Annotated in this window: 24 protein-coding genes; 14 read left to right on the forward strand and 10 right to left on the reverse strand. The window is 65.0% G+C overall.

Annotation, left to right across the window (positions count from 1 at the left end; genetic code table 11):
* Positions 1 to 63 precede the first annotated feature (63 nt).
* Positions 64 to 2,028, forward strand: coding sequence for a SurA N-terminal domain-containing protein (locus HG262_RS01770; protein WP_169269401.1), 1,965 nt, complete (start codon positions 64 to 66; stop codon positions 2,026 to 2,028).
* Positions 2,029 to 2,054: 26 nt separating this feature from the next.
* On the opposite strand, the gene HG262_RS01775 is transcribed toward HG262_RS01770, so the two are convergent.
* The gene (locus tag HG262_RS01775; RefSeq protein ID WP_169269402.1) at positions 2,055 to 2,720 is read right to left on the reverse strand and encodes an arylesterase; all 666 of its coding nucleotides are present in this window, start codon (positions 2,718 to 2,720) and stop codon (positions 2,055 to 2,057) included.
* Here HG262_RS01775 and HG262_RS01780 point away from each other — a divergent pair.
* Positions 2,719 to 3,396: an ABC transporter ATP-binding protein gene (locus HG262_RS01780; protein WP_006222273.1), complete on the forward strand. Its 678-nt coding sequence runs from the start codon at positions 2,719 to 2,721 to the stop codon at positions 3,394 to 3,396. The genes HG262_RS01775 and HG262_RS01780 overlap by 2 nt on opposite strands.
* 70 nt (positions 3,397 to 3,466) lie before the next feature.
* Here the strand turns inward: HG262_RS01780 and HG262_RS01785 are convergent, their stop codons facing one another.
* From HG262_RS01785 to HG262_RS01795, 3 genes are read right to left on the reverse strand one after another with little or no spacing between them, the layout of a single operon-like run.
* Entirely contained in the window at positions 3,467 to 4,450 is a 984-nt protein-coding gene (locus HG262_RS01785) for an ABC transporter substrate-binding protein (protein ID WP_169269403.1), read from the reverse strand.
* A 23-nt stretch (positions 4,451 to 4,473) separates the two neighbouring features.
* Positions 4,474 to 6,120 carry an iron ABC transporter permease gene (locus tag HG262_RS01790; protein ID WP_006222271.1) on the reverse strand — a complete coding sequence of 549 codons (1,647 nt, stop codon included), beginning with the start codon at positions 6,118 to 6,120 and terminating at the stop codon, positions 4,474 to 4,476.
* Between the two features lie 13 nt (positions 6,121 to 6,133).
* Entirely contained in the window at positions 6,134 to 7,210 is a 1,077-nt protein-coding gene (locus HG262_RS01795; RefSeq protein ID WP_169269404.1) for an ABC transporter ATP-binding protein, read from the reverse strand.
* 243 nt (positions 7,211 to 7,453) lie between these two features.
* On the opposite strand from HG262_RS01795, the gene HG262_RS01800 reads away from it, so the two are divergent.
* The 3 genes from HG262_RS01800 (at position 7,454) to HG262_RS01810 (ending at position 9,628) form a co-directional block, all read left to right on the forward strand.
* A complete protein-coding gene (locus HG262_RS01800; RefSeq protein ID WP_169269405.1) occupies positions 7,454 to 8,362 on the forward strand; it encodes a LysR substrate-binding domain-containing protein in 909 nt (302 codons plus the stop codon).
* Positions 8,363 to 8,374: 12 nt separating this feature from the next.
* Complete coding sequence (serB, locus tag HG262_RS01805) at positions 8,375 to 9,088, forward strand: phosphoserine phosphatase SerB (RefSeq protein WP_169269406.1); 714 nt, start codon at positions 8,375 to 8,377, stop codon at positions 9,086 to 9,088.
* Between the two features lie 231 nt (positions 9,089 to 9,319).
* Positions 9,320 to 9,628 carry a hypothetical protein gene (locus HG262_RS01810; RefSeq protein ID WP_169269407.1) on the forward strand — a complete coding sequence of 103 codons (309 nt, stop codon included), beginning with the start codon at positions 9,320 to 9,322 and terminating at the stop codon, positions 9,626 to 9,628.
* Positions 9,629 to 9,633: 5 nt separating this feature from the next.
* Here the strand turns inward: HG262_RS01810 and fabV are convergent, their stop codons facing one another.
* Together fabV and HG262_RS01820 are read right to left on the reverse strand one after the other, a co-directional pair.
* A complete protein-coding gene (fabV, locus tag HG262_RS01815) occupies positions 9,634 to 10,824 on the reverse strand; it encodes an enoyl-ACP reductase FabV (RefSeq protein ID WP_169269408.1) in 1,191 nt (396 codons plus the stop codon).
* Positions 10,825 to 10,970: 146 nt separating this feature from the next.
* Positions 10,971 to 11,948 (reverse strand): DMT family transporter, encoded by a 978-nt coding sequence (locus tag HG262_RS01820; RefSeq protein ID WP_169269409.1) that lies wholly within the window; start codon positions 11,946 to 11,948, stop codon positions 10,971 to 10,973.
* A 67-nt stretch (positions 11,949 to 12,015) separates the two neighbouring features.
* Here HG262_RS01820 and HG262_RS01825 point away from each other — a divergent pair, with 67 nt between their 5' ends.
* The 8 genes from HG262_RS01825 to HG262_RS01860 all read left to right on the forward strand — a co-directional run bounded on the left by HG262_RS01825 (position 12,016) and on the right by HG262_RS01860 (position 20,441).
* Complete coding sequence (locus HG262_RS01825) at positions 12,016 to 12,921, forward strand: LysR family transcriptional regulator (RefSeq protein ID WP_169269410.1); 906 nt, start codon at positions 12,016 to 12,018, stop codon at positions 12,919 to 12,921.
* A 361-nt stretch (positions 12,922 to 13,282) separates the two neighbouring features.
* Positions 13,283 to 14,329: a TRAP transporter substrate-binding protein gene (locus tag HG262_RS01830; RefSeq protein WP_169269411.1), complete on the forward strand. Its 1,047-nt coding sequence runs from the start codon at positions 13,283 to 13,285 to the stop codon at positions 14,327 to 14,329.
* A gap of 82 nt (positions 14,330 to 14,411) precedes the next feature.
* Positions 14,412 to 15,032: a TRAP transporter small permease gene (locus HG262_RS01835; protein WP_006219698.1), complete on the forward strand. Its 621-nt coding sequence runs from the start codon at positions 14,412 to 14,414 to the stop codon at positions 15,030 to 15,032.
* Positions 15,029 to 16,312: a TRAP transporter large permease gene (locus HG262_RS01840; RefSeq protein ID WP_169269412.1), complete on the forward strand. Its 1,284-nt coding sequence runs from the start codon at positions 15,029 to 15,031 to the stop codon at positions 16,310 to 16,312. Before HG262_RS01835 ends, HG262_RS01840 begins: the two co-directional genes overlap by 4 nt.
* Before the next feature lie 71 nt (positions 16,313 to 16,383).
* Entirely contained in the window at positions 16,384 to 17,067 is a 684-nt protein-coding gene (locus HG262_RS01845) for a DUF2848 domain-containing protein (protein ID WP_169269413.1), read from the forward strand.
* 92 nt (positions 17,068 to 17,159) lie between these two features.
* A complete protein-coding gene (locus HG262_RS01850) occupies positions 17,160 to 18,509 on the forward strand; it encodes an amidase (RefSeq protein ID WP_169269557.1) in 1,350 nt (449 codons plus the stop codon).
* 110 nt (positions 18,510 to 18,619) lie between these two features.
* Positions 18,620 to 19,531 carry a LysR family transcriptional regulator gene (locus HG262_RS01855; RefSeq protein WP_169269414.1) on the forward strand — a complete coding sequence of 304 codons (912 nt, stop codon included), beginning with the start codon at positions 18,620 to 18,622 and terminating at the stop codon, positions 19,529 to 19,531.
* A gap of 103 nt (positions 19,532 to 19,634) precedes the next feature.
* Positions 19,635 to 20,441 carry a putative hydro-lyase gene (locus HG262_RS01860; RefSeq protein WP_169269415.1) on the forward strand — a complete coding sequence of 269 codons (807 nt, stop codon included), beginning with the start codon at positions 19,635 to 19,637 and terminating at the stop codon, positions 20,439 to 20,441.
* Between the two features lie 165 nt (positions 20,442 to 20,606).
* On the opposite strand, the gene HG262_RS01865 is transcribed toward HG262_RS01860, so the two are convergent.
* From HG262_RS01865 to HG262_RS01880, 4 genes are all read right to left on the reverse strand, one after another.
* A complete protein-coding gene (locus tag HG262_RS01865) occupies positions 20,607 to 21,680 on the reverse strand; it encodes a porin (protein WP_169269416.1) in 1,074 nt (357 codons plus the stop codon).
* A gap of 334 nt (positions 21,681 to 22,014) precedes the next feature.
* Positions 22,015 to 23,316, reverse strand: a complete 1,302-nt coding sequence (locus HG262_RS01870; RefSeq protein ID WP_169269417.1) for a TRAP transporter large permease subunit — start codon at positions 23,314 to 23,316, stop codon at positions 22,015 to 22,017.
* Positions 23,309 to 23,809, reverse strand: coding sequence for a TRAP transporter small permease (locus HG262_RS01875; protein WP_169269418.1), 501 nt, complete (start codon positions 23,807 to 23,809; stop codon positions 23,309 to 23,311). The genes HG262_RS01870 and HG262_RS01875 overlap by 8 nt, the downstream gene beginning before the upstream one ends.
* Positions 23,810 to 23,816: 7 nt before the next feature.
* Positions 23,817 to 24,791, reverse strand: coding sequence for a TRAP transporter substrate-binding protein (locus HG262_RS01880; protein ID WP_169269419.1), 975 nt, complete (start codon positions 24,789 to 24,791; stop codon positions 23,817 to 23,819).
* Positions 24,792 to 25,069: 278 nt separating this feature from the next.
* On the opposite strand from HG262_RS01880, the gene nudC reads away from it, so the two are divergent.
* Positions 25,070 to 25,840 carry an NAD(+) diphosphatase gene (gene nudC, locus HG262_RS01885; RefSeq protein ID WP_169269420.1) on the forward strand — a complete coding sequence of 257 codons (771 nt, stop codon included), beginning with the start codon at positions 25,070 to 25,072 and terminating at the stop codon, positions 25,838 to 25,840.
* Positions 25,841 to 25,900: the final 60 nt, after the last annotated feature.

A 25,900-nucleotide genomic window follows, 5' to 3' on the forward strand; every position in this document is an offset into this window, starting at 1 on the left:
TTTTTTTATGCGTTTTCTTGCGGCTCTGGGTGGATACCCCTGGAGTGCGGCAACAGGGATTCCATGTTCGAATTTATTCGCAGCCATCGGCGCTGGATGCAGTTCATCCTGCTGATTCTGATTGTGCCGTCCTTCTTCCTGGTCGGAATTCAAGGCTATGACAGCTTCATGCGCAAAGAGCCCGAGCTGGCGACGGTCGCCGGCCAGCCTATTTCGCGTGCCGAATTTGATCAGGCGCACCGCAACCAGCTGGAGCAGTTCCGCCAGCGCATGGGCGCGCAGTTCGATCCGGCCGTGATCGACACGCCGGCCATGCGCGAAAGCCTGCTGAACCAGTTGATCAATCAGCGCCTGCTGGCCAACGTCGCCGTGGACAACCGTTTCACGGTGTCCGACGAAACGCTGCGCAACACCATCGCCGCCATTCCGGAAGTGCAGGACAACGGCCGCTTCTCGCCCGAGCGCTATCGCCAGGTGCTGGCGGCGCAGGGCATGTCGCCGACCTCGTTCGAAGCCGGTTTGCGCCGCGACCTGGCGGTGGCCCGCGTGCTGGAGCCCGTCGGCCAATCGTCCCGGGCGCCCGCCGAAGTGGTGGCCTCGCTGGAAACCGCATTGACCCAGCAGCGCACGGTGCAGACGCGCCGCTTTGCCGCCGCGGACTTCCGCTCGCAGATCACTGTCACCCCGGCCGACATCCAGGCCTGGTACGACGCCAACAAGCAGCAGCTTCAGGTCCCCGAGCAGGTCCAGGTGCAATACCTGGTGCTGGACGAGGCGGCCGCCACGCAAGGCATTCAGGTCAAGGACGAAGACCTGACGGCCTATTACGAACAGAACAAGAACCGCTTCGGCCAGCCCGAACGCCGCCGCGCCAGCCACATCATGATCGAACTGGCCCCCGGCGCGTCGGAAGATGCCCGCAAGGCCGCGCGCATCAAGGCCGAAGACCTGGCTCGCCAGGCTGCAGCCGATCCGGCGCAGTTCGCAGAACTGGCCCGCAAGAATTCGCAGGACGCCGGGTCGGCCGCCAATGGCGGCGATCTGGGCTGGCTGGCACCGGGCATGTTGACCGGTCCGCTTGAAAAGGCGATTTTCGGCCAGGCCAAGGACCAGGTGTCCGGCGTGGTGGAAAGCCCGTCCGGCCTGCACATCGTCAAGGTCACCGAGATCCAGCCCGCAGCCGTCAAGCCGCTGGCCGAGGTCAAGGACCAGATCACGGGCGAAGTCCGCAAGCAGTTGGCCGCCGTGCACTTTTCGGAAATGGCCAGCCAGTTGAACAAGCAGGTCTATGACCAGCGCGACAGCCTGCAACCCGCCGCCGACGCCGTTGGGCTGAAGCTGCGCACCGCCTCGGGCGTAACCCGCGAAGGCCTGCTGCCCGCCGACAAGGCCGGCCCGGGTTCGGCTGCCGGCAGCCCCGACGCCGCGCTGCTGGACAATCCGCGCGTGCGCCAGGTGCTGTTCTCGCCCGACGTGCTGCGTGAAAAGCAGAACTCCGGTGTGATCGAACTGTCGCCCGCCACCATGCTGGCCGTGCGCGTTGCCGCCGTCGAACCGGCCCACGTGCCGGCGCTGGACAAGGTCAGCGACACCATTCGCACCAAGCTGCTGGACGAACGTTCGGCCGACGCCGCCAAGAAGGCCGGCGAAGCCGCCTTGGCAGCCGACAAGGCCAACCCGTCGGCGGCGCCGGAAGGCTTCTCGCCCGCAGTGACCGTGTCGCGCCAGGATCCTAAGGACCTGCCGCAAGCGGTCGTGGACGCCGCGATGCGCCTGCCTGCCACCCAATTGCCCGCCTATGCCGGCGTGCAAGCGGGCATGGACTACACGCTGGTTCGCCTGGAGAAGGTCGAGGCGGGCACGGTGGACGCCGCCGCCAAGGACCGTCTGACGCAACAGCTGTCGGGCGGCCTGGGCCAGGCTGAAATCGAAGCGCTGCTGAAGATGCTGCGCGAACAATACAAGGTGCAGGTGTTGCCCAGCGCCGCCGAAGTCATCCGCGGCGACCAGCCGCAGGCGGCGGGCTGATCAGCCTGCCAGGGGGCCGGCGGCCCCTAGTTCAACAGCGGCCGCAGCGTCGGCCACACGTTGTCCAGCAATTGCGGCTGGGCATCCTCGTTCGGATGGATGCCGTCAGCCTGGAACATCGCCCGGTTCGTTGCGATACCTTCCATCAGGAAGGGCACGAGCCGGGCGTTTTCGTCTTTGGCGACCGTGGGAAACAGCTGGGCGAAACGCTGCGTGTAATCGCGGCCATAGTTGGGCGGGATCTGCATGCCCACGATCAGCACTTGCGCATCCGCCTTGCGGGAAGCCTGGGCCATGGCGCGCAGGTTCTGTTCGGTCATGGCCAGCGACAGGCCGCGCAAGGCGTCGTTCGATCCCAGTTCAAGCACCACCACTGCCGGCGCATGCTGGCGCAGGAGCGCAGGCAGGCGCGCGACGCCGCCGCTGGTCGTATCGCCGCTGATGCTGGCGTTGACCACCTGGTACTTGGGGTATTGTTCCGAAACCCGGGCGGACAGCAAGGGCACCCAGCCCGTGCCGCGCTTGATGCCGTACTCGGCGGACAGGCTGTCGCCCACCACTAACACGGTGCGGGGCGCGGAACCCTGGGCCGCAGCAGCGGTCTGAGCGTGGGCGGGGGACGCCATGACGGCGGCTGCCAGGGCGGTTGTCGCCAGGGTGGATGTAAGACGCAGACGGGAAAATAGGCGCATGGATAGCAAGAATTCGATCGAAGTGAAAGGGCTGGGCAAGCGGGTGGCCGATGCCGGCGGGACGCTGTCTATCCTGGAAGGTATCGATTTTACGGTGGCGGCCGGCAGTGCCGTAGCCATCACCGGAAGCTCCGGATCGGGCAAGTCCACGTTGTTGGGACTGCTGGCCGGGCTGGATGTTCCCAGCATGGGCAGCGTACACCTGGCCGGCCAGGACCTGTTCGCGCTTGACGAGGATGGCCGCGCGCGGCTGCGCGCCAATCATGTGGGGTTCGTTTTCCAGTCGTTCCAGCTGCTGCCGAACCTGACCGCGCTGGAAAACGTGATGTTGCCGCTGGAGCTGGCTGGGCAGTCCGCCCGCGAGGCCGCGCAGGCTATGCTGGAACGCGTGGGGCTGGGCGCCCGGCTGCATCATTACCCCCGGACGCTGTCCGGCGGCGAGCAGCAGCGCGTGTCGCTGGCGCGCGCCTTCGTGGTGCAGCCCGACTTGCTGTTCGCCGATGAACCCACCGGCAGCCTGGATGCCGCGACGGGCGTCACGGTCATCGACTTGATGTTCGACCTGCACCGCGAGCACGGCACCACGCTGGTGCTGGTGACGCACGACCCGCAACTGGCCGCACGTTGCGGGCGCCAACTGGTGCTGGCGGCGGGCCGGATGGTCCAGGGCGCCTGAGGCGCCCCGGCGGCGCGGGCCTGCTTGACGGTTTGCCGTTCGGCCTGGCCCGGCCGGTCTTACCCGGGGTTTACTTCGCTTTCGCGACCGCCTGGTTCCACGCCGCGACGACCGATTCATACTCGGTGGCGGCGGCTTCCTGGCTGACCGGAAAGATCTTGACCGTGGACAGGTCGGGCAGGGTGGTCAGGCTGGCCACCGCCACGTCGGTGCGGGTCGGGCGGCGGAAGTTCTTCACCAGTTGCGCTTCCTGCGACGCCTTGCTCAGCAGGCCGTCGTACAGCGCCTTTGCCGCATCCAGGTTCTTCGCGCCCTTGATGATGAACATGCCTTCAGGCGCCAGGTAGCTGCCTTCGCTGGGGTAGACGAGCTTGATCTCTTTCTGGCCGCCAGCCACGTATTCCTGCGCGGCGTACTCCAGCGTCATGCCCACGGCGTATTCGCCTGCTGCCACGCCCTTGTAGGTGGTGCCTGACGAGGCCGTCACGACCGCGTTGGCAGCGATCTTGTCCAGGCCGGCCTGGCCAAACTGCTTGTACAGGCCGTACACCAGCATGTAGGCCGTGCCGCTCTTGGACGGGTCCGTAATGGCGAACTTGTTCTTCCATTGCGGCTGCATCAGGTCCGACCAGGTGGCCGGCGCCGGCAGGCCCTTCAACTGGCGCTCGTTGACCATCATCACCATGATATGCACGTTCGTGCCCACCCACAGGTCGTCCGGCCCGCGGAATTCGGCCGGGATCTTGTCCAGGTCGGCGGGGCGGTATGGCTGCAGGTGCTGGCGGTAGGCACCCAGGGTGCCGAAACCGCCGCTCCAGAACAAGTCGCCGCGCGGATTCTGCGACTCGGCCTCAATGCGCTTCATCATCGTGCCCGTGCCGCCGGTGACGGGCTGCACGTTCAGCTTGGGGCTGGTCTTCTTCACCGCTTCCAGCGCGGTCTCGATGGTTTCCGTGTTGTTGGACGAATACAGCACGACGTTCTGGGCGTGCGCGGCGCCCGTCGCCAGGGCGGCGGTCAGGACACTGGTGAGTATCAGGTGCTTGCGTTGCATGGGGTGCCTTTGGATCGAGGGGGTTATTTGCCGGAGAACAGCTTGATGCGGAATGCTTTGACCGACACGATGATGGGCAGCACGATCACCGTGACCAGCGCGGCGCCGTAGGCGGACGCCATGCCCAGCCTGCCGCCGTCGACCTGGCGGAAGATGGCGATCGGCATGGTTTCCAGGCCACCGCTGTAGGCCACGATGGAGGCCGACAGCTCGGAGATCGTTGTCAGCCACATCAGGATGGCCGCCGAGATGATCGACGCTTTCATGGCGGGCAGGATCACTTTGAAGAACGTCATCAGCGGGGACACGCCCAGGCTGATCGAGGCTTCTTCGATCGAGTCGGGGATGTTGAACAGCACCGACGAGGCGTTGCGCACGGCGAACGGCAGGCGGCGCACCGTGTAGCACAGCACCATGATGCCGGAGGTGCCCGCCAGCACCAGCCAGCCGGTATTGAAGGTCTGCACCAGCGCAATGCCCAGCACGGTTCCGGAAATCGTCAGCGGCAGCACCACAATGTAGTCCAGCACTTGCGTGAAGGCGCTGCGCTTTTTGATCGTCAGGTAGCTGACCAGCACGGCAAAGGCCACGCCCAGCACCGTCGCCAGCGAAGCGAATTTCAATGAATTCAGGATCGGTTCCGGCGCGCCGTGCACCGCGCGCTGCATGCTGGCCAGCGACCATTGGCCCCACTGCATGACCGGCCCGCTGGTCTTGGTGAAGGCCGCCACGAACACGATGATGAGCGGCAGCATGGACAACAGGATCACAAAGCCGACGCCGCCGGTGTATAGCGCAGCGGTCCAGGAGCGCACCCGTACGGCGGCCGGCGCGCGGCCCTGGGTCATGGTGTACACCTTGCGTTCGACCACGCGTTTCTGGAAGAACAGAACAATCGCGACGATCGCGATCGACACCACCGACATCGCGCTTTGCAGCGTGGGGCTGCCGCCCATTTCGCTGACGAAGGTGTTGTACGTCATTACCGATAGCAACGGCACGCGGCTGCCCAGCAGCATCGCCAACGCGAAGTTGCCCACCACCAGCGTGAAGACCACCAGCGCGTTGACCAGCACCGCGGGCAGCAGCACGGGCACGAGCACTCGCAGCTTGGTCAGGAAAGGCGGGGTGCCCAGGCTCAGGCCGGCTTCCTCCAACTGCCCGTCGAAGCCGCGCAACGCGGCCAGCACGCCCAGATAGATGTATGTGTAATAGACCAGCGTCATGGAAAACACCATGCCCGTCCAGCCGTAGAAAGAGGGCAGCGAAATGCCCGCGTCGCCCAGCAGGTTCGTCAACAGGCCGTTGTTGCCCAGGATCAGCAGCCAGGACTGGCCCACGATGATCTCGGGGATCACGATGGTCAGCACGGGCAGGATCGCCACCAGGTTCTTCAGCGGGAAGTCGTAGCGCGCCACCATGTAGGCAAACGGCACGCCCACCAGCACTGTGCAGGTCGTGACCGCCAGGCCCAGGATCAGCGTGTTGCCGAAGGCCTCCAGGTATTGCGAATCCGCCAGCAGGGCCTTGAAGCCCTCAAGCGAAAAGCCGCCGTCCTGCCCGGTGACGCTGTTGCCGAACAGCACGCCCAGCGGGTACAGCACGAAGAACAGCAGCAAGACCAGGCTGATCGCGGTCAGGATGCCCCAGGGCCACCATTTGATTTTCATGGCGTGCGCGTCCTCAGGCGTTGACGACGCGGCTGTCGGCGGGGATCAGCACCTGCACGGCTTCGCCGGGCTGGAACTGCGCGACCATGTTGCCCGCGTGCAATTCGACCCGAATCTCGGACCCGTTGTCCAAGGCGATGCGATAGGCGGTCTTGAAGCCCAGGTACTGGCGACGCAGCACCTTGCCAGGCAGCGTGTTCGGCACGTAGGGGGCGGGGGCCATCAGCGCCAGTTCCTCTGGCCGCGCGATCAGCACGCCGCTGGCGTCCAGCCGGGCGCTGCCGCGCACGCCATCGAATCCCAAGCCGCAGAGCTCGTAGCGGACATGGCCGTCGGGCGCGCCGGCAAGGCCCGTTTGTGCGGGGACGGGGATCACGTTGGCTGATCCGATGAAATCCGCCACATAGGCGTTGACCGGCGTGCCGTAGAGTTCTTCAGGCGTGCCCAGCTGTGCGATGTTGCCGTGGTCCATGATGGCGATGCGGTCGGACATGGCCAGCGCTTCTTCCTGGTCGTGCGTGACGAAGACGGTGGTGATGCCCGCTTCGCGCACCAGGTCCAGGATGACGTCGCGCATTTGCAGCCGCATCTTGGCATCCAGGTTGGACAGCGGCTCGTCCATCAACAGCACGCGCGGCCGGATCACCAGCGCGCGCGCCAGGGCCACGCGCTGGCGTTGCCCGCCGCTCATCTGGGCGGGGTAGCGGTCGGCCAAGGCCAGCAATCCCACTTTATCCAGCGCTTCATTGGCGCGCCGAGTGGTTTCGGCGCGTGCCACGCCGCGGGCGCGCAGGCCATAGGCCACATTGTCGAACGCCGTCTTGTCGGGGAACAGGGCATAGTCCTGGAACACCATGCCGATGTCGCGGCGGTGCGCGGAGACGTGGGTCACGTCGTCCTGGTCGAACAACAAACGTCCGCCGTCGGGCGCGTAAAAGCCCGCAATGCAGCGCAGCAAAGTGGTCTTGCCGCAGCCGCTGGGCCCCAGCAGCGTGTAGAACGCGCCGTCGGGAATGTGCAGCGACAGATTGCGCAGCACTTGCTGCCCGCCGAAAGTCTTGACGATGCCGTCTACCGTGATCGATGCCATGTTTGGTTCCTGCTTGGGTTCCCGGCATCATAGGAATGCGTCCCCGTGGCGACCAGCAGTGTTTTTTAAGGCATGGCGTTAGATTTTCTAAGAGGTCGGCGCCGCCGCTATCCCCTAGAATGCCGCTGAACAGGGCGGGCGCCGGCGAAAGCCGCGCCGCCGATAAATAAACAACAAGGGTAAACGTGGGAAAGAGCAGCACAGTCTTGCGCCTGGCCGGCGGCCGGGCGGGCGTCCGCTGACATGGCGGGGCAGAGCCTGCCGCCGTTGAAGGCCTTGCGCGTGTTCGAAGCCGCGGCGCGGCTGCGCAGTTTCACCGCCGCCGCCGACGAACTCAGCATCACGCACAGCGCGGTCAGCCAGCAGATCCGCATTCTTGAAGAGTATGTGGGCCAGCCGCTGTTTGCCCGCGAAGCGCGCGGCGTCGCGCTGTTGCCGTGCGCCCAGGCTTATTTTCCCGAAGTGCAGGCCAGCCTGGAACGCATTGCCGCGGCGACCGCCAAATTGAAATCGCCCGCCCATGGCGGCGTGCTGCGCGTCTGCGCAACCCCGTCGCTGACGATGAAATGGCTGATCCCGCGCCTGTCGACGTTTCAGGTGCAGCATCCGGGAATCGACGTGCAGCTCAGCACGCAGGCCCGCCCGTTCCTGGACCGCGGCGGCGATCCCGGCGCCGACGTGCTGATCCGGCACGGTTTCATGGCGCAGTCGGACCTGGCCTGCGTGCACTGCCTGGATGACTTCCACCTGCCGGTGGCGTCGCCGCGCTTCATCGAGCGCAACCGGCTGGCCGCGCCGGCGGACTGCCTGGGCCATCCGCTCTTGAAGATATCGGGCGGCATGGACCACTGGCCGCGCTGGTTCGCGTTGGCCAAAGTGGACGTGCCCGCGCAATTGCCCGGCCCCGTATTCGATCACCAGTTCCTGTGCATGCAGGCCGCCATGAACGACCTGGGCATCGCCCTGGCGCCGTGGAGCCTGCTGGAAGACGACATCCGCGCCGACCGTTTGCGGCCCTTGTTCGCACAACCCCATCTGCCCAATGCCGGGATCCATGCGCTGTACCGGCAGGACGGTCCCGCAGCGGTGCCGGCGCAACTGTTCATTGCCTGGCTGTGCGCGCAACCGCCCGGCTTGCCCCATCTTGGATAACCAAGGACTCCAATGCTCCCTTTCTCGACGGCCGCCGGCCTGCAATGGCGCGGCATCGCGCCTCCGCTGACGCTTTCCGACTATCGCGTCATCGCGTTCGATATGGATTCCACACTTATCTCGATTGAGACGCTGGATGAAATGGCCGATCTGATGGGTAAGAAAGCCGAAGTCGCGGCGCTGACCGAGGCCGCGATGCGCGGCGACATCGTTGACTATAAGCAAAGCCTGCGCGATCGCGTGGCCCTGCTGGCCGGCATGCCCGAATCCATGCTGGACACGGTTTACGACCAACGCGTGAAGATCAACCCTGGCGCCGAAACGCTGATCGCGGCATGCAAGGCCGCCGGCCTGACGTGTTTGCTGGTGACCGGCGGATTCACGTGCTTTACGGATCGCCTGCGCGTGCGTCTGGGGTTGGACGATGTGCGCGCCAATGTGCTGGAAGTGATCGACGGCCGTTTGACGGGGCGCTTGCTCCCGCAGGCCTGGGGCGATATCTGCGACGGCGAGGAAAAGCGCCGGAAGCTGGTGGAAGTATGCGCGTCATCAGGCGTCGGGCCGGAGCGCGCGATAGCGGTGGGCGATGGCGCGAATGATCTGCCGATGATGCGCGCGGCGGGCTTGTCGGTGGGCTACCACGCCAAGCCGGCAGTGCGGCGCGAAGTGAACGTGGCGATCGACGACGGTGGGCTGGACAGGTTGCTGGAACTGTTCACGGGATGAAGACCCGATCCCCTGCGCCGGCTCACGCGCAGACAGGATTGATTCCGTAAAAAAATGCGAGTAGTCTCATTGACAACCGCGACAAAGAAGTAGTCGGCGTTGTATCAATGGCACCGTGCCGCCAATCGCTTTGGCGATAAGCGGGTGGATTTAAGGTTCTGCAAGACGACGCCGTTATGAGATCGGAGGGCAAGCTCGCCTTCTGGATCTGCCAACGCCTTGGGAGGCGTCATGACCGTTCGCAATTCACTGCTTGCGTTGTCTTTTGTCTCGTTGCTGGCTCCTGCGGTGGCCAGCGCCTATGATGGCGCGATTCGATTTTCCGGCGCTATCGTGGAGTCGGCAGGGTGCCGGGTCCAGATGGAAGGGCGTTCCGCTGGGGCGCTTGCGCCGCGGGTCAGCTGCGAGGGATCGATGGGCCGTAAGCCCATCCCCGCGGCCAACATTGTCAGGGTCAGCGTGAAGGCGTTGCCGCCGGTGGCGGACCGCAAGGGCGGTCCGGACCGGCAATACCGCATCGTGACGCTCGAATACCTCTAGGCCGATCAGATCAGGCCGCGGATTTCCACGGCCGGATCCACATCCGCTTCGTAGTCCACGCCGTCGATTTCGAAACCGAACAGGCGCAGGAAGTCTTGCTTGTAGCCGGCGAAATCGGTCAAGGCGTAGATGTTGTCGCTGGTGACCTGGCTCCACAGGGCCTGCACCTGCGCCTGCACATGCGGGTCCAGTTCCTTGTAGTCGGTGCGCAAGCGGCCGTCGGCGTCAAGGATCGGCGTGGTGCTGCACAGGCTGTCTTTGTACAGGCCGTAGACCTGTTCGATGCAGCCTTCGTGCGTGCCGGCTTCCTTCATGATCTTGAACAGCAGCGACAGGTACAGCGGCATCATCGGAATCGCCGAGCTGGCCTGCGTGACCACGGCCTTCAGTACCGATACTCGCGCATCGCCGCCCCGCGCGGCCAACTTGGCGCGGATGTCCAGCACCTTCTGGTCCAGGTCCTTTTTGGCGGCGCCGATCGAGCCGTTCCAATAAATGTCGTGCGTGATCTTTTCGCCCAGATACGTGAAGGCAGTCGTGGTAGCGCCTTCCGCCAGCACGCCGGCTTCCAGCAGCGCGTCTATCCACATCTGCCAGTCTTCACCGCCCATCACGGCGATCGTGGCGTCGATCTCGGCCTGCGTGGCCGGTTCAAGCACCGATTCCTTGACGATCTCGCGGTCGGTATCCAGGCCGCGCAGGTTCACGGCCTGGCCGATCGGCTTGAGTGTCGAATTGAACACCTGGCCGGTCCTGGGGTGCGTGCGGCGCGGCGCGGCCAAGCTATAGATCACCTGATCGACCTGGCCCAGGTCTGCCTTGATGGCGGCGATGGTCTTTTGCTTGATCTCGTCCGAGAACGCGTCACCGTTGATGCTCTTGGCGTAGAGGCCTTCGGCTTCTGCGGCCTTGTGGAACGCCGCCGAGTTGTACCAGCCGGGCGTGCCCGCCTTGGCGGCGTCGGCAGGGCGTTCGAAGAACACGCCCAGCGTTTGCGCGCCACAGCCGAACGCCGCGCTGATGCGGGCAGCCAGGCCATAGCCGGTCGAGGCGCCCAGCACCAGCACGCGTTTCGGGCCGCCGGCGATGGGGCCTTGGGCCTTGACGTAGTCGATCTGGTTCTTCACGTTGGCCTCGCAGCCGACGGGGTGGGTGGTGACGCAGATGAAACCGCGCACGCGGGGCTTGATGATCATGAAGACCTCGTTCGGGGAAGTGCGAAATGCGGGGGGAATGCCGGATGCCGGCGCGACCGGTGCGCGAAAGCGCAAAAAGCGACCAGCATTGTACGGGACCGCGCCCCGGCGCGCTGGCGGGCAGGCGTAGGCCGCGTCGTCGCCGGTCAGCGTGCGCCGGTTTTGGCGGAGGCGGCCCCTGCCGGGGCGCCGCCGCGGGCGGGGCCCCGGCGCCATTCGACCAGGCCGATGCCGATGCCACTGGCGCAGATGATCGCGATGCCCAACCAGGTCAGGGGATCTGGGAAATGGCCCCAGACCAGCCAGCCTACGGACGTGGCGCTGATGATCTGCAGATAGATGAACGGGGCCAGCGTTGAAGCCGGCGCGCGCCGGTAGGCGGCAATCTGGAACAGGTGGCCCACGCCGCCGGTGACGCCGGTCGAGATCAGCAGGAACCAGTCGAAGGCCGACAGCGATTGCAGCACGGGCAGGGCGGCCGGCAGCACGAAGGGCAGGGACAGTGTCAGGCAGGCCGTGCCCACCGCGCCGCTCCAGATCAAGGACGTGAACGGATCGTCGCCCGCGACCCGCCGCGTGGCGATGAACTGGGCCGCGAAGCAACAGGCCGTCAGCAGGCCGAAGACAGTGCCTATCGGGTGTAGCCCGCCGCCCGGACGGATGACGATGATCACGCCAATGAAGGCGATGCCCGCCGCGACGAAACGCGACAGGCGGGCGGGTTCTTTCAGGATCCAGGGCGCCAACGACAGCACCAGCAAGGGCGCCAGGAAGTTGATGGCCGTGGCCTCGGCCTGGGGAATGTAGCTGAGCGTCGTGAAGAACATCAGCGTGGCCAGGAACATCGAACCGCCGCGGATCAGCTGTTCACGCGGGCGCTTGCTGCGCAGCACGCCCACGCCGCGGGTGGGCAAAACCAGGGCAAGCACCAGCACCAGGTGGACGACATACCGGAACCAGGACAGCACCAGCAGCGGCACGCCCGCGTTCATGACCCATTTGCCGCTTGCATCCAGACAGGACAGCGTCCACATCGATAGCACCAGTAACAGGATCCCGACGAGCGGGCCGCGGGAGGCGGGCGCGGCGGCTTGTTGCGGGCGACCGGGATCGGCCGGGGACATGGACAGGCTCCTAGTGGGGGAACGGGCGGCTGCCATGATACGCTCATCGCGCCGGGGGAAAAGGCCAATGATAGAACTACGCAACGTCGAAACTTTTTTTTGGGTCGCCACGCTGGGCAGCTTTCGCGCCGCGTCGGAAAAACTCAACACCACGCAGCCTGCGGTGTCGCAGCGCATTGCCTCGCTTGAGGCCGATCTGGGTGTGCGGCTCTTCGAGCGCGACGCGCGCGGCGTCAAGCTCACCGCCAAGGGCCATGAACTGCTCTCGCATGCCGAGCGCATGCTGCAGGTGCGGCGCGACATGTTCGAAGCCGCACGTGAACAGAACGTCATGACCGGCACGGTGCGTATCGGCGTGGCCGAGACCATCGTGCAGACCTGGCTGCCCACGTTGATAGAACTGATCCACACGACGTATCCGGCGCTGGTGCTGGAGATTGAAGTGGACACCACCCACGTGCTGCGCTCGCACCTGATGTCGCGCCAGATCGACCTGGCCTTCCTGATGGGGCCGGTGCTGGAGGCCCGGGTGGAGAATCTGCCGCTGTGCACGTATCCCTTGGCCTGGGTGGCCAGCCCCACGCTGGATCTGGGGCCCGAGCCGCTGACCTTGGAGCGCATCGGCAAGCTGCCCATCATCACCTACCCGTCCAACAGCGCGCCGTACCGCTTCGTGCGGGACATGCTGACGCGCGCAGGCGTGTCGGCTCCCCGCATGTATGGCAGCGCGTCGATGTCGATGGTGGTGCGCATGACGCAGGATGCCATCGGCACCAGCGTGATCGCGCCGGTGTTCCTGGGCAAGGAGCTCGCGCGCGGCGAATTGCGCATCCTGCGCGTCGAGGCCGACCCGCTGCCGGAACTGAGCTTCACGGCCAGCTGGGTGCAGGGGCCCGACAGCCATGCCGTCAGGGTGATTGCGCAGATGGCGCAAAAGGTCGCGGCGCAGGCCGGAAACGGAATTCCGGCCTAGGTGTTTTCCCCCAGAGACCCCTGGGCGGCGTGTCGCCGGCAGGGGTGGTCCCGGTAGCATCCGATCCGCGCCATCGCCCCCAAAGCCGCGCCAGGCCGTCATCCGCGAGAATCCCGCGCACGCAGCGCGGCGAGACCCAAGAAATATTTATACCCCCACATCGCAACATACGATTGGACGCTTGCCGGCCCGGACGATGCAATGGCGAAACAGCAAAAAATGCAACGCCTGGATACACAGTGCGGGGGAAAAGCAACTCGCACGCGATCTTCGCGCCTGATTACTTGAACCTAACCGCGCGCGACAAGGGTAACGGGATCCCGCGCGCGACAGACCATCCCGCCAGCCAGGAGTTTTGTCCATGAAGAAGTCTCTTGTTTTCGCCGCCGTCGCCGCCAGCATGCTCGCCGGCGCCGTCCACGCGCAGGACCTGCCCAAAACCCAGTTGAAGGTCGTGGGAGGCCTGTCCAACCTGACCGCCTATAACGACTACGAAAAGCCGTTCTGGACGAAGACCATTCCCGAGCTGTCCAAGGGCCAGGTCACCGCTGAAATCAAGGGCTTCAACGAAATGGGCCTGAAGGGGCCCGAGTTGCTGCGTCTGATGTCGCAGGGGGTGATCGAATTCGGCACCGCCACGCTGTCGTACTTCGCCAGCGACAACCCGATCAACGAAGCCATCGACCTGGCCGGCCTGGCGCCCGATGTCAAGACCGCGCGCGCCGTGACCGACGCGTTCGAACCCATCTACGCCAAGCTCTACGGCGAAGGCAACAACGTCAAGCTGCTGGGCATCTCGACCTATCCCGCGCAAGTGCTGTTCTGCAATGCCGAGATCAAGAGCCTGGCCGATATCAAGGGCAAGAAGGTCCGCACCAGCAGCCGCACGACCGCCGAATTCGTTGAAGCGCTGGGCGGTTCCAGCGTGACGATGGCCTTCGGTGAAGTGGTGCCAGCGTTGCAGAACAAGGTGGTCGATTGCGCTATCACCGGTTCGCTGTCCGGCTACTCGGCCAAGTGGTACGAAGTGTCCACCCACCTGGTCGCGCTGCCGATCAACTGGAACCAGCAGATCCATGCCGTCAACCAAAAGGCCTGGGACAAGCTGGACCCCGCCGTTCGCACGTTCCTGCAAGCCAACGTGAAGACGCTGGTCGACAACATCTGGGAAGCCGCCGCTCGCCAGACGCAGGAAGGCTATGACTGCAACACGGGCGCTGCCGCCTGCCCGTTCCCGGTCAAGGGCAAGATGGTACTGGTGCAACCGTCGGACGCCGACCGTGCGTTGCTCAAGAAGGTTGCGCAAGAAGCCGTGCTGCCCAAGTGGGCCGCCCGTTGCTCGGCGCAGTGCGTGAAGGACTTCAACGCCACCATCGGCAAGACGCTGGGCCTGACCGCCAGCAAGTAAGCGCTGGACAGCGCCGCCGCATCGCGCGGCGGCGTGTTTTTCCGCAAGTCATACCGGGCGCTTGCCCGTATAGGTGCTATCCATGACCCAAACCGAACACTTCCGCCTGCTGGGCGGCCTGTTGCGGCGCGCCGAGAGTTTCTCTCGGCTGGCCGTCTGGGCCGGCGGCGCATTGACGGTGGCCAGCGTCCTGCTGATCTCCTTCGACGTGCTGGCCCGCAAATTCCTGGGCTTCAACACCGGAGGCGCTGACGAACTGTCCAGCTACGCCTTCGCCATCAGTACGTCCTGGGCGTTGGCGTTCGCCACTTTGCAGCGCGCCAACGTGCGCGTCGATGTGCTCTACCAATATTTGCCGGTGCGCCTGTCGGCCGTGCTGGACTGGATTTCCATGGTGGCGATGGCCGTCTTCATGGTGTTCCTGACGTACTACGCCTTCGAGGTCGTGCAGAGTTCCTGGGCGCAGAAGTCCGCGGCGAACACGCCGCTGGCCACGCCGCTGTGGATCCCGCAGGGCCTGTGGATGCTGGGCCTGGGGTGGATGTGCATCACCGTCGCCTTGATGCTGGCGCGTGCGTCGGCCGCGCTCGTCACGGGCGATATCGAACTGGTCAAGCAGATCTGCGGCGTGCGTTCGGCGCAGGAAGAAGCTGAAGAGGAAGCCGCCGCGGGCGAGCGCATGGTCAAGGGAGAGGCAGCATGATTTCCACCGCATTGACGTTGTTGCTGGTGCTGATCGGCCTGTCCATTCCGGTAGGCGCGGCGCTTGGCGTGTTGGGCCTGATCCTGGACCCGCTGTTCTCGATGTTGCCGCTGTCGCGCGCCATTGGTGAAATCTCGTGGAGCTCGAACAACGAGTTCCTGCTGGTGGCGATTCCGCTGTTCATCATGCTGGGCGAAGTGCTGCTGCGCGCCGGCTTTGCCGAACGCATGTACAGCGCGATGAGCCTGTGGCTGTCGTGGCTGCCGGGCGGCCTGATGCACGCCAACATCGGCGCATCGACCTTGTTCTCGGCCACGTCGGGCTCCAGCGTGGCCACTGCGGCCACCGTCGGCACCGTCGCCATCCCGCAGATCCGCAAGTACGGCTACAACGAGCCGCTGTTCCTGGGCAGCCTGGCCGCCGGGGGCACGCTGGGTATCTTGATCCCGCCGTCGATCAACCTGGTCATCTACGGCGTGCTGACCAATTCGTCGGTGCCCAAGCTGTACCTGGCCGGCATCATTCCCGGCTTTGCGATGGCCGCCTTGTTCATGCTGACCGTCGTCGTCGCCTGCGTCGCCAAGCCGTCCTGGGGCGGCAAGAAGATCCATGCGACCTGGGGCCAGCGCTTGGCCAGCCTGGTGCATCTGGCGCCGCCCATGGGCATCTTCTTCCTGGTGGTGGGTTCCATCTACGCGGGCCTGGCCACGCCGACGGAAGCCGCGGCGCTTGGCGTGCTGGGCGCGTTCATCCTGGCCGCCTGGTTCCGCCGCCTGAGCTGGACGATGCTGCGAGAAGTGATGGAGGGCACGATGCGGTCCACGGCGATGATCATGCTGATCGTCATCGCGGCCAGCTTCCTGAACTTCGTCATGTCGGCCACCGGCCTGACGGACGCGTTGACCAAGTCGATCACCGGCCTGGGCCTGTCGCCCGGCTGGATGCTGTTGATCGTGGTGATCTTCTACCTGGTGCTGGGCTGCTTCATGGAAACGCTGTCCATGATGATCACGACGATCCCGATCGTCGCGCCCATCATGATCGCCCTGGGCTATGACCCGATCTGGCTGGGCATCGTGATCATCATCCTGGTCGAAGCAGCGTTGATCACGCCACCCGTCGGTCTGAACTTGTTCGTGGTGCAAAGCCTGCGCAAGGCAGGCTCCATGAGCGCGGTGATCGTCGGCAGCCTGCCGTTCGTTGCCGCCATGTTCATGATGCTGGCCCTGCTGGCGTTCTGGCCCGACCTGGCGCTGTGGCTGCCGCGCGCCTTCGGCTGATCCCTTATCCGTACCGGCGGCGGCCTGTCCAAGGCCGCCCCGTTCCCACCCTTTAACTCCGCAGGACTGATATGAAAGCCGTATTCAACATCGACGACGCCAATCCCCGCCAGGTGGAAGTGGACTTCAATACCCTGATCGTGGCCGGCTGGGCCGGGCGCGACATGGCCGCCATCGAGCACCACATCGAAGAACTGGCCGCCATCGGCGTGCCGCGCCCGACCAGCGTGCCGCTGTACTACCGCATTGCTGATAATCAACTGACCCAGGCTGAAAGCGTGCAGGCCCTGGGCGAAGAATCTTCGGGTGAAGTCGAGACCTTCGTGTTCGCCGTGGACGGCGAAATGTACGTCAGCATCGCGTCCGACCACACGGACCGCAAGCTGGAGACGGTTAGCGTGGCCATGTCCAAGCAAGTCTGCGTGAAACCTGTGGCGACCACGGCTTGGCGCCTGGCCGACGTGGCCGACTACTGGGATGAACTGGTCATCCGTTCCTATATCGTCGAGAACGGCGAAAAGGTGCTGTACCAGGAAGGTCCGCTGTCCACGCTGCGCACGCCGCAGGACCTGATCGCCGGCTACACCGGGGGCGCGGCGGTGCTGCCGCAAGGCGCGGGCATGACCTGCGGCACGGTGGGCGCCATCGGCGGCATCCGCGCCGCCGCGGACTTCACCATGGAACTCTTCGATCCGCGCCGCCAGCGCACGCTGAGTCACCGTTATCATGTCGAATCGCTGCCTGTGGTGGCCTGATTCCGGTTTCGCACGGCATTGATCGTCAGGCGTGCCCGGCAAAGGCTGCGCCTGTTCGCACTTTTACGCCGCAAGACGGCACTAGGACAATGATGGCTTCGACCTTGAATGAACTGACTTTGGCCCTGAGCGAGGGCCGCACCAGCGCCGTGCAACTGGCTGAAGCCGCCCTGGCCCGCGCCCGGGACGAGGCGGGCGAGGGCGCCCGCGTGTTCACCAGGCTGTACGCGGAATCGGCGCTGGCCCAGGCGCGCGCATCGGACACGCTGCGCGCGGCCGGCATCGTCCGGTCCGCGGTGGAAGGCCTGCCCATCAGCATCAAGGACTTGTTCGACATCGAAGGTGAAACCACGATGGCCGGCTCGGTGGCACGCGAAGGCGAGCCCGCGGCCGATGAGAACGCCGAAGTCGTCCAGCGCCTGATCGCGGCCGGCGCCGTCATCATCGGTCGCACCAACATGACCGAATTTGCGTATTCGGGCCTGGGCATCAACCCGCACTACGGCACGCCGCTGAACCCGTATGACCGCAAGACCGGCCGCATCCCCGGCGGTTCGTCGTCGGGCGCCGCCGTGTCCGTGGCGGACGGCATGGCGGTGGCCGGCATCGGGTCGGACACGGGCGGCTCGGTGCGCATTCCGGCCGCGCTGTGTGGCCTGACCGGCTTCAAGCCCAGCGCCTGGCGCGTGTCGATGACGGGCGTGCTGCCGCTGTCGGCCAACCTGGATTCCATCGGCCCCATCGCCGCCAGCGTGCGCTGCTGCGCGGAACTGGACGCCATCCTGTCCGGCGACGGTGGCCCCGTGCCGGACGCGCTGCCGCTGCGCGGCCTGCGCCTGGCGGTGCCGACGACGCTGGCGCTGGACGCCATGGAAAAGCACGTGGCCGACACGTTCGCCGCCACCGTGGCGCGCTTGAAGAGTGCGGGTGCGCTGGTCGACGAAATCGCCATCCCCGAATTCGCGGAAATGGGCAACATCAACAGCAAGGGCGGCTTCACCGCCGCGGAAGCCTGGGCCTGGCACCGCGATCTGATCGCCCGTGCGGGCAAGCGCTACGACCCGCGCGTGGTGTCGCGCATCATGCGCGGCCAGGACATGTCTGCCGCCGATTATCTGGATCTGCTGGACGCGCGCGAGGCCTGGGTGGCCGCCGTGGACCGCCGGATCGCCGGCTACGACGCCCTGATTATGCCGACCACGCCCATCGTGGCGCCGGCGGTGGCTGACCTGGCGGCTTCCGACGAGGCCTACTACGCGGCCAATGGCCTGATCCTGCGCAACCCCACGCTGATCAACTTTCTGGATGGCTGCGCCTTGTCGCTGCCGTGCCATGCCGCAGGCACGGCGCCGGTGGGCTTGATGATCGCGGGCAGCAACGGCGCCGACCGCCGCATCCTGGCGATCGGCCTGTCGGTCGAGGACCTGCTGGCCGGCCGCTAAGCGCTGTTCGTGCCAAGGGCGGGCGTGGGCGCGGGATGGCCGCGCCCGCGCCCGTCTGCGGCTAAGATGAAGCCTGCCCACGCGGTGGGCACACGCGGGACGCCGGCTTCATGATCGATCTGCGCAACATCGAGACATTTTTCTGGGTCGCCACGCTGGGCGGGTTCCGCGCTGCCGCTGAAAGGCTGAACGCGACGCAACCCGCTATTTCGCAGCGCATCGCCTCACTAGAGTCGGACCTGGGTGTTCGCCTGTTCGACCGCGACGCGCGCGGCATCAAGCTGACGGGCAAGGGACGCGAATTGCTGTCCCACGCCGAACGCATGCTGCAGCTGCGGCGCGACATGCAGGAGGCCGCAGCCGCCAAGAGCATCATGAGCGGGACGCTCAGGCTGGGCGTTTCCGAGACGATCGTCCACACGTGGCTGCCCACGCTGATGGAGTACCTGCACGACGCCTATCCGGCATTGATGGTCGAGATCCAGGTGGATACCACCACTATGCTGAAGTCCCAGCTGGCATTGCGCCAGATCGACCTGGCGTTCCTGCTGGGGCCGATGGAAGAGCCGCGCGTGGAAAACCTGTACCTGTGCAGCTATCCCTTGAGCTGGGTCGCCAGTCCCAAACTGGAGGTGGGTCGGCAGCCTATCAGCCTGAAACGGCTGGCCGAGTGGCCGGTCATCACGTATTCGGCGACCACCGCCCCGCATCGCGCGGTGCGGGCGCTGCTGCTGCAGGCGGGCGTGGAGTCGCCCCGCATGTACGGCAGTTCTGCGATGAGCGTGATCGTCCGCATGGCGCAGGACGGCATCGGCCCGGCCGTGATCGCGCCGGTCATCCTGCACAACGAGCTGGCGCAGGGGGACCTGCGCATCCTGGAAGTGAAGGCGCCCGCCTTGCCACCGCTGCATTACACCGCGTGCTGGATGCAGGGGCCCGACAGCCAGATTCCCCGCGTCGTGGCCGAAGCCGCCCAGCAGATCGCCCGAGAAGAGGCGCTGCGCCCTCCGGCAAAACCCTGATAAGGAATTCTGATGGGGGTCTATCGCAACATGTGATTAGACGTCCGCTCGCACTTCCGGTGCAATGCTCCCATACGGATCATCAATGAAGAGGGAAGCAGGCATGGCATCGGATGTTGCAGTACGCGGTAGCGTGGAATTGGCCCGGCAGGCGCGCCTGGATGCGCGCAGCGGGAAACTGACTGGTCCTACGGCAAACCTTGCGCCGGGGCACGTGCAGGCCAACCTGGCGATCCTGCCACGCGCGCTGGCCGCGGACTTCCTGCATTTCTGCCAGCGCAATCCCAAACCGTGCCCCTTGCTGGCGATGTCGGAACCGGGCGATCCCGCGCTGCCCGAGTTGGGTCGCGACATCGATATCCGCAGCGACGTGCCGCGCTACCGCGTCTGGAAGCATGGCGAGCTGGTAGCGGAACCCACCGATGTCCGCGACATCTGGCGGGATGACCTGGTGTCGTTCCTGATCGGGTGCTCGTTCTCGTTCGAAGAAGCCATGCTGGATAACGGCTTGCCTGTGCGCCATATCGAACAGGGCTGCAATGTGCCCATGTACCGCACCAATGTGCCCACGCATGCCGCCGGCGTGTTTGGCGGCCCGCTGGTGGTGTCCATGCGCCCCTTGAAAGCCGCCGATGCGATCCGCGCCATCCAGGTCACATCGCGTTTCCCGTCGGTGCATGGCGCGCCGGTACACATCGGCGACCCGGCCCTGATTGGCATCGCCGACATCAATCGGCCCGACTACGGCGACGCGGTCGAAATCCGCGATGGCGAACTGCCGGTGTTCTGGGCCTGCGGCGTCACCCCTCAATCTGTCGTGGCGTCCGTTCGCCCGGAATTCTGCATCACTCATGCGCCGGGCCACATGCTGGTCACGGACCTGGTCAACAGCCGCATGGCGATTCTCTAGGCCGGCGCCGACGCCGCCCGCGATCTCGCCGATCAGACCTTGGCGGCGATCAGCCGGTAGCGCTTAAGCGCTTGATCGCAGTACCGGTTCTGGTCAAGTAGAAAAGCCCATCGCAAGCGATGGGCTTTTTCATGCGGCCGGGGCAGGCCGCAAGGCATTCAGGCTTTAGAAGATGTGGCGAAAGCCCACTGCCGCGCCGACCTGATTGCTCTTGCCGGCGATTTCGCCGCTGGCGGCATCGCTGACCTTGTTCCAGTCCACGGTGCCGTAGACTTGCGAACGCTTGGACAGCGAGTATTCGGCCACTGCAACCAGCGCATAACGCTTGCCCTTGTCGCCTTCCGTGACCACGTTCTTGCTCTGGTCGTAGTAGCCGGCGCCGGTGATGGCCCAGCGCGGGGTGGCTTGCCAGGTCACGCCGGCGAAATAGCCGTTGTCCTTGCGGTCCAGCCCGGAGGCGGTGGTGGTGCCCCCCATGACGGCGTTGACCCAACCCGTCTCGTCGCGGCCGTTGTAGTAGCCGGCGAAGATCTTGGCGCTGTCGAACTGGTAGGACGCGTTCAAGTTCCAGACGCGCTGGCGCAGATCGGAATCGGTGCCGTCGAACGTCTGTTGATAGGCGGCGCCCAGGCCCAGCTTGCCGACCATGTAGCGCAAGCTGGCGCCGTACTGTTGGCCGGCCTTGTGGTCTTCCCAGCTTTCGCCGTTGGCCCACGACAGCGCCACGGACAGGTCGCCAATCGTGTTGGCGTACTTGGTCATGTTGTTGGTGCGCACGCGGCCCATGGCGGCGGGCATCCAGGCGTTCTGGTCGTAGTTGCCGATGGTCAGCGGGTCGAAGTAGTCGGCCAGCAGATCGTGCATCGGCGTATTTTGCAGACCCAGGGTCAGTTGGCCGATGTTGCCGCCGTCAAGGCCCACGTAGGCCAGGCGGCCGAAAGTCTTGCCGGACGCGGCCGAGTTGCCGTTCTGCATGTTGAAGCCGTTTTCCAGGCGGAAGAAGGCACGGTTGCCGTTGCCCAGGTCTTCCGAGCCGCGCAGGCCCCAGCGGCTGTTGGAAATGGCGCCGTTCTCCATCGAGACGCGGCTGCCTTCCTGGCCAACGCTGCCGGCGCTGGTGTTCAGGTAGCGGATGCTGACGTCGGCGATGCCGTACAGGGTGACGCTGGTTTCAGCCGAAGCCGAGCCGGCGGCCAGGCCAAGGCCCGCGAGGGCGAGGGATAGGGTGATGCGTTTCACTGAGGACTCCTCCTGTGTAGCTGTTTTTTGATTGCACCAGGCTTGTGGCCGGGTGTGTTGCGCCGGGCGGATCGTCTGACGCCGGGCCGCGGCACCGACGCTTTGGGTAAGCGCGGGTCCGGAGCGTTGGCCCGAAAGGTACGAGTGCGCCACATTGGTGCAACGTGTAAGCGCCTGGGGATTCTAAAAAAGTTACCGGTTGTGTAGGGCCAATTTTTTTTCGGCGTTTTCCCTGGTTTACAGAATTCGAAAACAGGAGGCGCGTGGAACAATCGCGGGATTGTCCCAAAAAAAACCCCGTTTAAAGAACGGGGTTTCTGGAGGCCGGGGCGAACTACAGCGTCATGTGCAGGGGCAGCCACGTCGCGATGCCGGGCACGGCATAGAGCAACAGCACCGCGAGGATCATCAGGAAGAACATCGGCAGCGACGCGCGGGCGATGTAGGGCAGTTCGCGTCCGCTCATGCCAGAAAGCACGAACAGGTTGAAGCCCACCGGCGGCGTGATCTGTGCCATTTCCACCACGAATACGATGAAGATGCCGAACCAGATCAGGTCGATGCCGGCCGCCTGCACGGTCGGCAGCAGCACGCCCATGGTCAGCACCACGATCGAAATGCCGTCCAGGAAGCAGCCCAGGACGACGAAGAACACCATCAGCGCCATGATCAGCCCGAACTGCGACAGGCCCAGGCTCCCGATCCATTCCGCCAGCGCGCGCGGCAGGCCGATGTAGCCCATGGCAAGCGTCAGGAACTGCGCGCCCGCCAGGATCAGCGCAATCATGCAGTACAGGCGCGTGGCGCCCAGCAGCGATTGCTTGAACGTGGCGCGTGTCAGCGAGCCTTGCAGCGCCGACAGGATTAAGGCCCCCACGACGCCCACCGCGGCCGCTTCCGTGGCCGTGGCGATGCCGGAGTAGATGGAGCCCAGCACCGCGCCGATCAGCACCATCACGGGGATCAGATGGCGCGAACGCGACAGCTTCTGCATGAACGTCAGGCCGGGATCGGCAGCGGGAACCTGGCTGGGGTTGCGGATCGCCCACCAGGCGATATAGCCCATGAACAGCAGGGCCAGCAGGGCGCCCGGAAAGATGCCGGCGATGAACAGCTTGGCGATGGAGACGTCCGCCGCCACACCGTACACGATCATGATGATCGAAGGCGGAATCAGCAGGCCCAGTGTGCCGGCGCCCGACAGGGTGCCCAGGATCTTGTCTTCCGGGTAGCCGCGGCGGGTCAGCTCGGGAATGGTCATCTTGCCGACGGTGGCGCAGGTGGCGGCAGACGAGCCCGACACGGCGGCGAAGATGGCGCAGCCGATCACGTTCGTATGCAGCAGCCGGCCGGGCAGCCGGTTCAACCATGGGGCCAGTCCCTTGAACAGGTCCTCGGACAATCGGGTGCGGAACAGGATTTCCCCCATCCACAGGAACAGGGGCAGCGCAGTCAAGGTCCAGCTGGACGAGGCGCCCCAGATGGTGACGGCCATGGCATCGCCCGCCGGGCGGCTGGAGAAGATCTCCATGCCGATCCAGGCCGTGCCCGCCAGCGTCAGGCCGACCCAGACCCCGCAACCCAGCAGGACGAAGATCGAGACGACCAATAGGGTAATGACAAGAAGTTCATTCATGGGTTTGCTGCGAAGAAGCGGCGGGCAGGCCGCGTGAACGGCGGACCAGCTCGTCAAGAAGGGCGACCAGGAACAGAATCGTGCCCACCGCCATGGTGATCTGCGGGATCCAGAGCGGGGTGGCGTCGTTAGACGTGGAGATGTCGTTGAACTGCCAGGAGTCGTAGGTCAGCTTGACGCTGAAGAACGCAAAGGCGGCGGCCAGCAGGCAACCGGCAGCCAGCGCGAAAATGTCCAGGCGGCGGCTGGAAGCGGGGGCCAGCGAATTCAAAATCAGCGTCACGCGGATGTGCTCGCCGTGCTTGAATGTGCTGGCCAGCGCCAGGAAGCCGGCCGCCGCCATGAAGTAGCCGGCGTAGGCGTCGGTGCCCGGGATGTTGAAGCTGAGCTGGCGGGCGATGATCGCCGCCAGCACCGACACCAGCACGCCGATCGTGCACAGGCCGGCCAACAGGCCGGCCGCGCCGTAAAGACCATCTAGAAAGCGGCGCATGGAAATATCACTGCTTCTTGTAGGCGTCGATCATGGCTTGGCCGTCGGCGCCAGCCTTCTTCAGCCAGTCATCCAGCATGCGCTTGCCGATCACGGACAGGCCTTCCTTCAACTCCACGGTGGGCTTGATGGTTTCCATGCCGTTCTTGGCCAGCTCTTCCTGGTACCACTTGTTCTTTTCCTGCGACAGCTTCCAGCCGCGTTCCTCGGCCTGAGCACCGGCCTTCTTCAACGCGTCCTGCGTCGCCGGATCCAGCGCTTCGAACGCCTTCTTGTTCACGATGATGGCGTTCTTGGGCAGCCACGCTTGCGTGTCGTAGAACTTCTTGATGTATTCGTAGGTCTTGGTGTCGTAGCCGGTGGACGCCGACGACATATACGAATCGATCACGCCCGTGGCCAGCGCCTGCGCCAGTTCAGCCTGCTGCACCGTGACCGGTTGCGCGCCGACCAGTTCGGCGATCTTGGCCGTCACCGGGCTGTAGGCGCGCCACTTCAGGCCCTTCATGTCGCTGATCTGCTTGATGTCGCGATTTGCGAAGATACCCTGGGGCGGCCATGCCACGGCGTACAGCAGGGTCATGCCCTGGGAGGCCAGCTTCTTTTCCAGGAACGGCTTCTGCGCCTGGTACAGCTTGAACGAGGCCTCGTAGCCGGTGGCCAGGAAGGGCAGGCCGTCCAGTTCGTAGATGGGGTCTTCGTTGGCGAAGTTGGTCAGCAGGATTTCGCCGATCTGCGCCTGGTTGCCTTGCACGGCGCGCTTGATTTCCGGGGCCTTGTACAGCGACGCGTTGTTGTGCAGCTGGATCTTCAGCTTGCCTTGCGACAGCGTGTCCACGTCCTTGATGAAGGTGGTCAGGTTTTCAACGTGGAAGTTGCTGGCCGGGTAGGCGCTGGGCAGGTCCCACTTTGTTTGTGCCTGTGCGCCCGCGCTGAACGCCAGAATGATGCTGCCAGCCAGCAGCGAGATTTTCTTGTACATGAGTGGTCCTTCTTTGCGAATGGTGAAGACGGGTTGTGCCCGATAGGCATTGCGAAAGAGACGGCCGTGCCGTCGTGGCGCGGCTTGAAAGCCGTGCCATTCTAGGGTGCTGCGCGGCAACAACGCGCACAAAAAAAGGGGTTTTACGGGTTAATCCTAGGCTGACGGGAGCGTGATCATTGAAGGTTGAATCTTTTTGCGTGGCAGTTCCGCCACGCATCCGGGCGCCGGTTTTTCTTCTAAGATTGCAGGATCGAAAACGTAGTGCAGAGGCCCCAGTGAATTTCGTATTCCGCCGTGATGAGTTGCTGGTCCAAGAGACGTCCAGCGTGTTGCCGGATGCGGCGCTATGTGAACGCATCGGCCTCGCGCCCGCCGCCTTGCAGCCGGTCTGGATCACGCCCGCGTCGCCGTACCGCACGGTCCACGTCGATCCGGGGCTGGAAGCCCCCGAGGGCTACGCCTTCAAGAAGCTGCGTTCCTTGTTCGGGGTGCTGGACGACGAACGCATGGCGCTGGCGGGCCGGGCCTACCAGATCGCCGAGTGGGCGCGCACGCACCGGTTCTGCGGCGTCTGCGGCACGCCGGCCGAGCGCGTCGCGCACGAATTCTGCCTGCGCTGCCCGTCCTGTGGCTTTTCGGCCTATCCGCGCATTTCGCCCGCGATGATGGTGCTGATCCGCAAGGGAGACAGCATCCTGCTGGCGCGCCACACCACCACGGCCACGTCCCGATATACCGCGCTGGCCGGGTTTGTCGAGCCGGGCGAGAGCATCGAGCAGACCGTGCACCGCGAAGTCTTCGAAGAAGTGGGCCTGAAGGTCGGCAATCTGCAGTATTTCGGCAGCCAGCCCTGGCCATTCCCGCATTCGCTGATGGTCGCCTTCACGGCCGACTACGTGTCGGGCGAGATCCGGGTGCAGGAAGACGAGATCGCGGATGCCCGCTGGTTCGGCCCGGGCGACGCCATGCCCGATATCGCGCCCCGCATTTCGATCGCGGGCTGGCTCATCCGCGCCAATCTGCCCATGGGCTGGTCTGCCCCCTGAATACCGGGATTTGCCTGTCAAGCGCTAGGGGATTTCCCTCGAAATGGGGGTTTCCTGCGG

It is taken from the genome of Achromobacter sp. Bel (assembly GCF_012928505.1).
GTDB lineage: Bacteria > Pseudomonadota > Gammaproteobacteria > Burkholderiales > Burkholderiaceae_B > Achromobacter.

Excerpts from the sequence above, each read along its gene's own strand:
- HG262_RS01860 (WP_169269415.1), top strand. The coding sequence starts at position 19,635 with ATGGCATCGGATGTTGCAGTACGCGGTAGCGTGGAATTGGCCCGGCAG.
- HG262_RS01825 (WP_169269410.1), top strand. The coding sequence starts at position 12,016 with ATGATAGAACTACGCAACGTCGAAACTTTTTTTTGGGTCGCCACGCTG.
- HG262_RS01855 (WP_169269414.1), top strand. The coding sequence starts at position 18,620 with ATGATCGATCTGCGCAACATCGAGACATTTTTCTGGGTCGCCACGCTG.
- HG262_RS01785 (WP_169269403.1), bottom strand. The coding sequence starts at position 4,450 with ATGCAACGCAAGCACCTGATACTCACCAGTGTCCTGACCGCCGCCCTG.
- serB (WP_169269406.1), top strand. The coding sequence starts at position 8,375 with ATGCTCCCTTTCTCGACGGCCGCCGGCCTGCAATGGCGCGGCATCGCG.
- HG262_RS01850 (WP_169269557.1), top strand. The coding sequence starts at position 17,160 with ATGGCTTCGACCTTGAATGAACTGACTTTGGCCCTGAGCGAGGGCCGC.
- HG262_RS01840 (WP_169269412.1), top strand. The coding sequence starts at position 15,029 with ATGATTTCCACCGCATTGACGTTGTTGCTGGTGCTGATCGGCCTGTCC.
- HG262_RS01790 (WP_006222271.1), bottom strand. The coding sequence starts at position 6,120 with ATGAAAATCAAATGGTGGCCCTGGGGCATCCTGACCGCGATCAGCCTG.
- HG262_RS01775 (WP_169269402.1), bottom strand. The coding sequence starts at position 2,720 with ATGCGCCTATTTTCCCGTCTGCGTCTTACATCCACCCTGGCGACAACC.
- HG262_RS01770 (WP_169269401.1), top strand. The coding sequence starts at position 64 with ATGTTCGAATTTATTCGCAGCCATCGGCGCTGGATGCAGTTCATCCTG.
- HG262_RS01875 (WP_169269418.1), bottom strand. The coding sequence starts at position 23,809 with ATGCGCCGCTTTCTAGATGGTCTTTACGGCGCGGCCGGCCTGTTGGCC.
- HG262_RS01845 (WP_169269413.1), top strand. The coding sequence starts at position 16,384 with ATGAAAGCCGTATTCAACATCGACGACGCCAATCCCCGCCAGGTGGAA.
- HG262_RS01870 (WP_169269417.1), bottom strand. The coding sequence starts at position 23,316 with ATGAATGAACTTCTTGTCATTACCCTATTGGTCGTCTCGATCTTCGTC.
- HG262_RS01780 (WP_006222273.1), top strand. The coding sequence starts at position 2,719 with ATGGATAGCAAGAATTCGATCGAAGTGAAAGGGCTGGGCAAGCGGGTG.
- HG262_RS01810 (WP_169269407.1), top strand. The coding sequence starts at position 9,320 with ATGACCGTTCGCAATTCACTGCTTGCGTTGTCTTTTGTCTCGTTGCTG.
- HG262_RS01820 (WP_169269409.1), bottom strand. The coding sequence starts at position 11,948 with ATGTCCCCGGCCGATCCCGGTCGCCCGCAACAAGCCGCCGCGCCCGCC.
- HG262_RS01800 (WP_169269405.1), top strand. The coding sequence starts at position 7,454 with ATGGCGGGGCAGAGCCTGCCGCCGTTGAAGGCCTTGCGCGTGTTCGAA.
- fabV (WP_169269408.1), bottom strand. The coding sequence starts at position 10,824 with ATGATCATCAAGCCCCGCGTGCGCGGTTTCATCTGCGTCACCACCCAC.
- HG262_RS01835 (WP_006219698.1), top strand. The coding sequence starts at position 14,412 with ATGACCCAAACCGAACACTTCCGCCTGCTGGGCGGCCTGTTGCGGCGC.
- HG262_RS01880 (WP_169269419.1), bottom strand. The coding sequence starts at position 24,791 with ATGTACAAGAAAATCTCGCTGCTGGCTGGCAGCATCATTCTGGCGTTC.
- HG262_RS01795 (WP_169269404.1), bottom strand. The coding sequence starts at position 7,210 with ATGGCATCGATCACGGTAGACGGCATCGTCAAGACTTTCGGCGGGCAG.
- HG262_RS01830 (WP_169269411.1), top strand. The coding sequence starts at position 13,283 with ATGAAGAAGTCTCTTGTTTTCGCCGCCGTCGCCGCCAGCATGCTCGCC.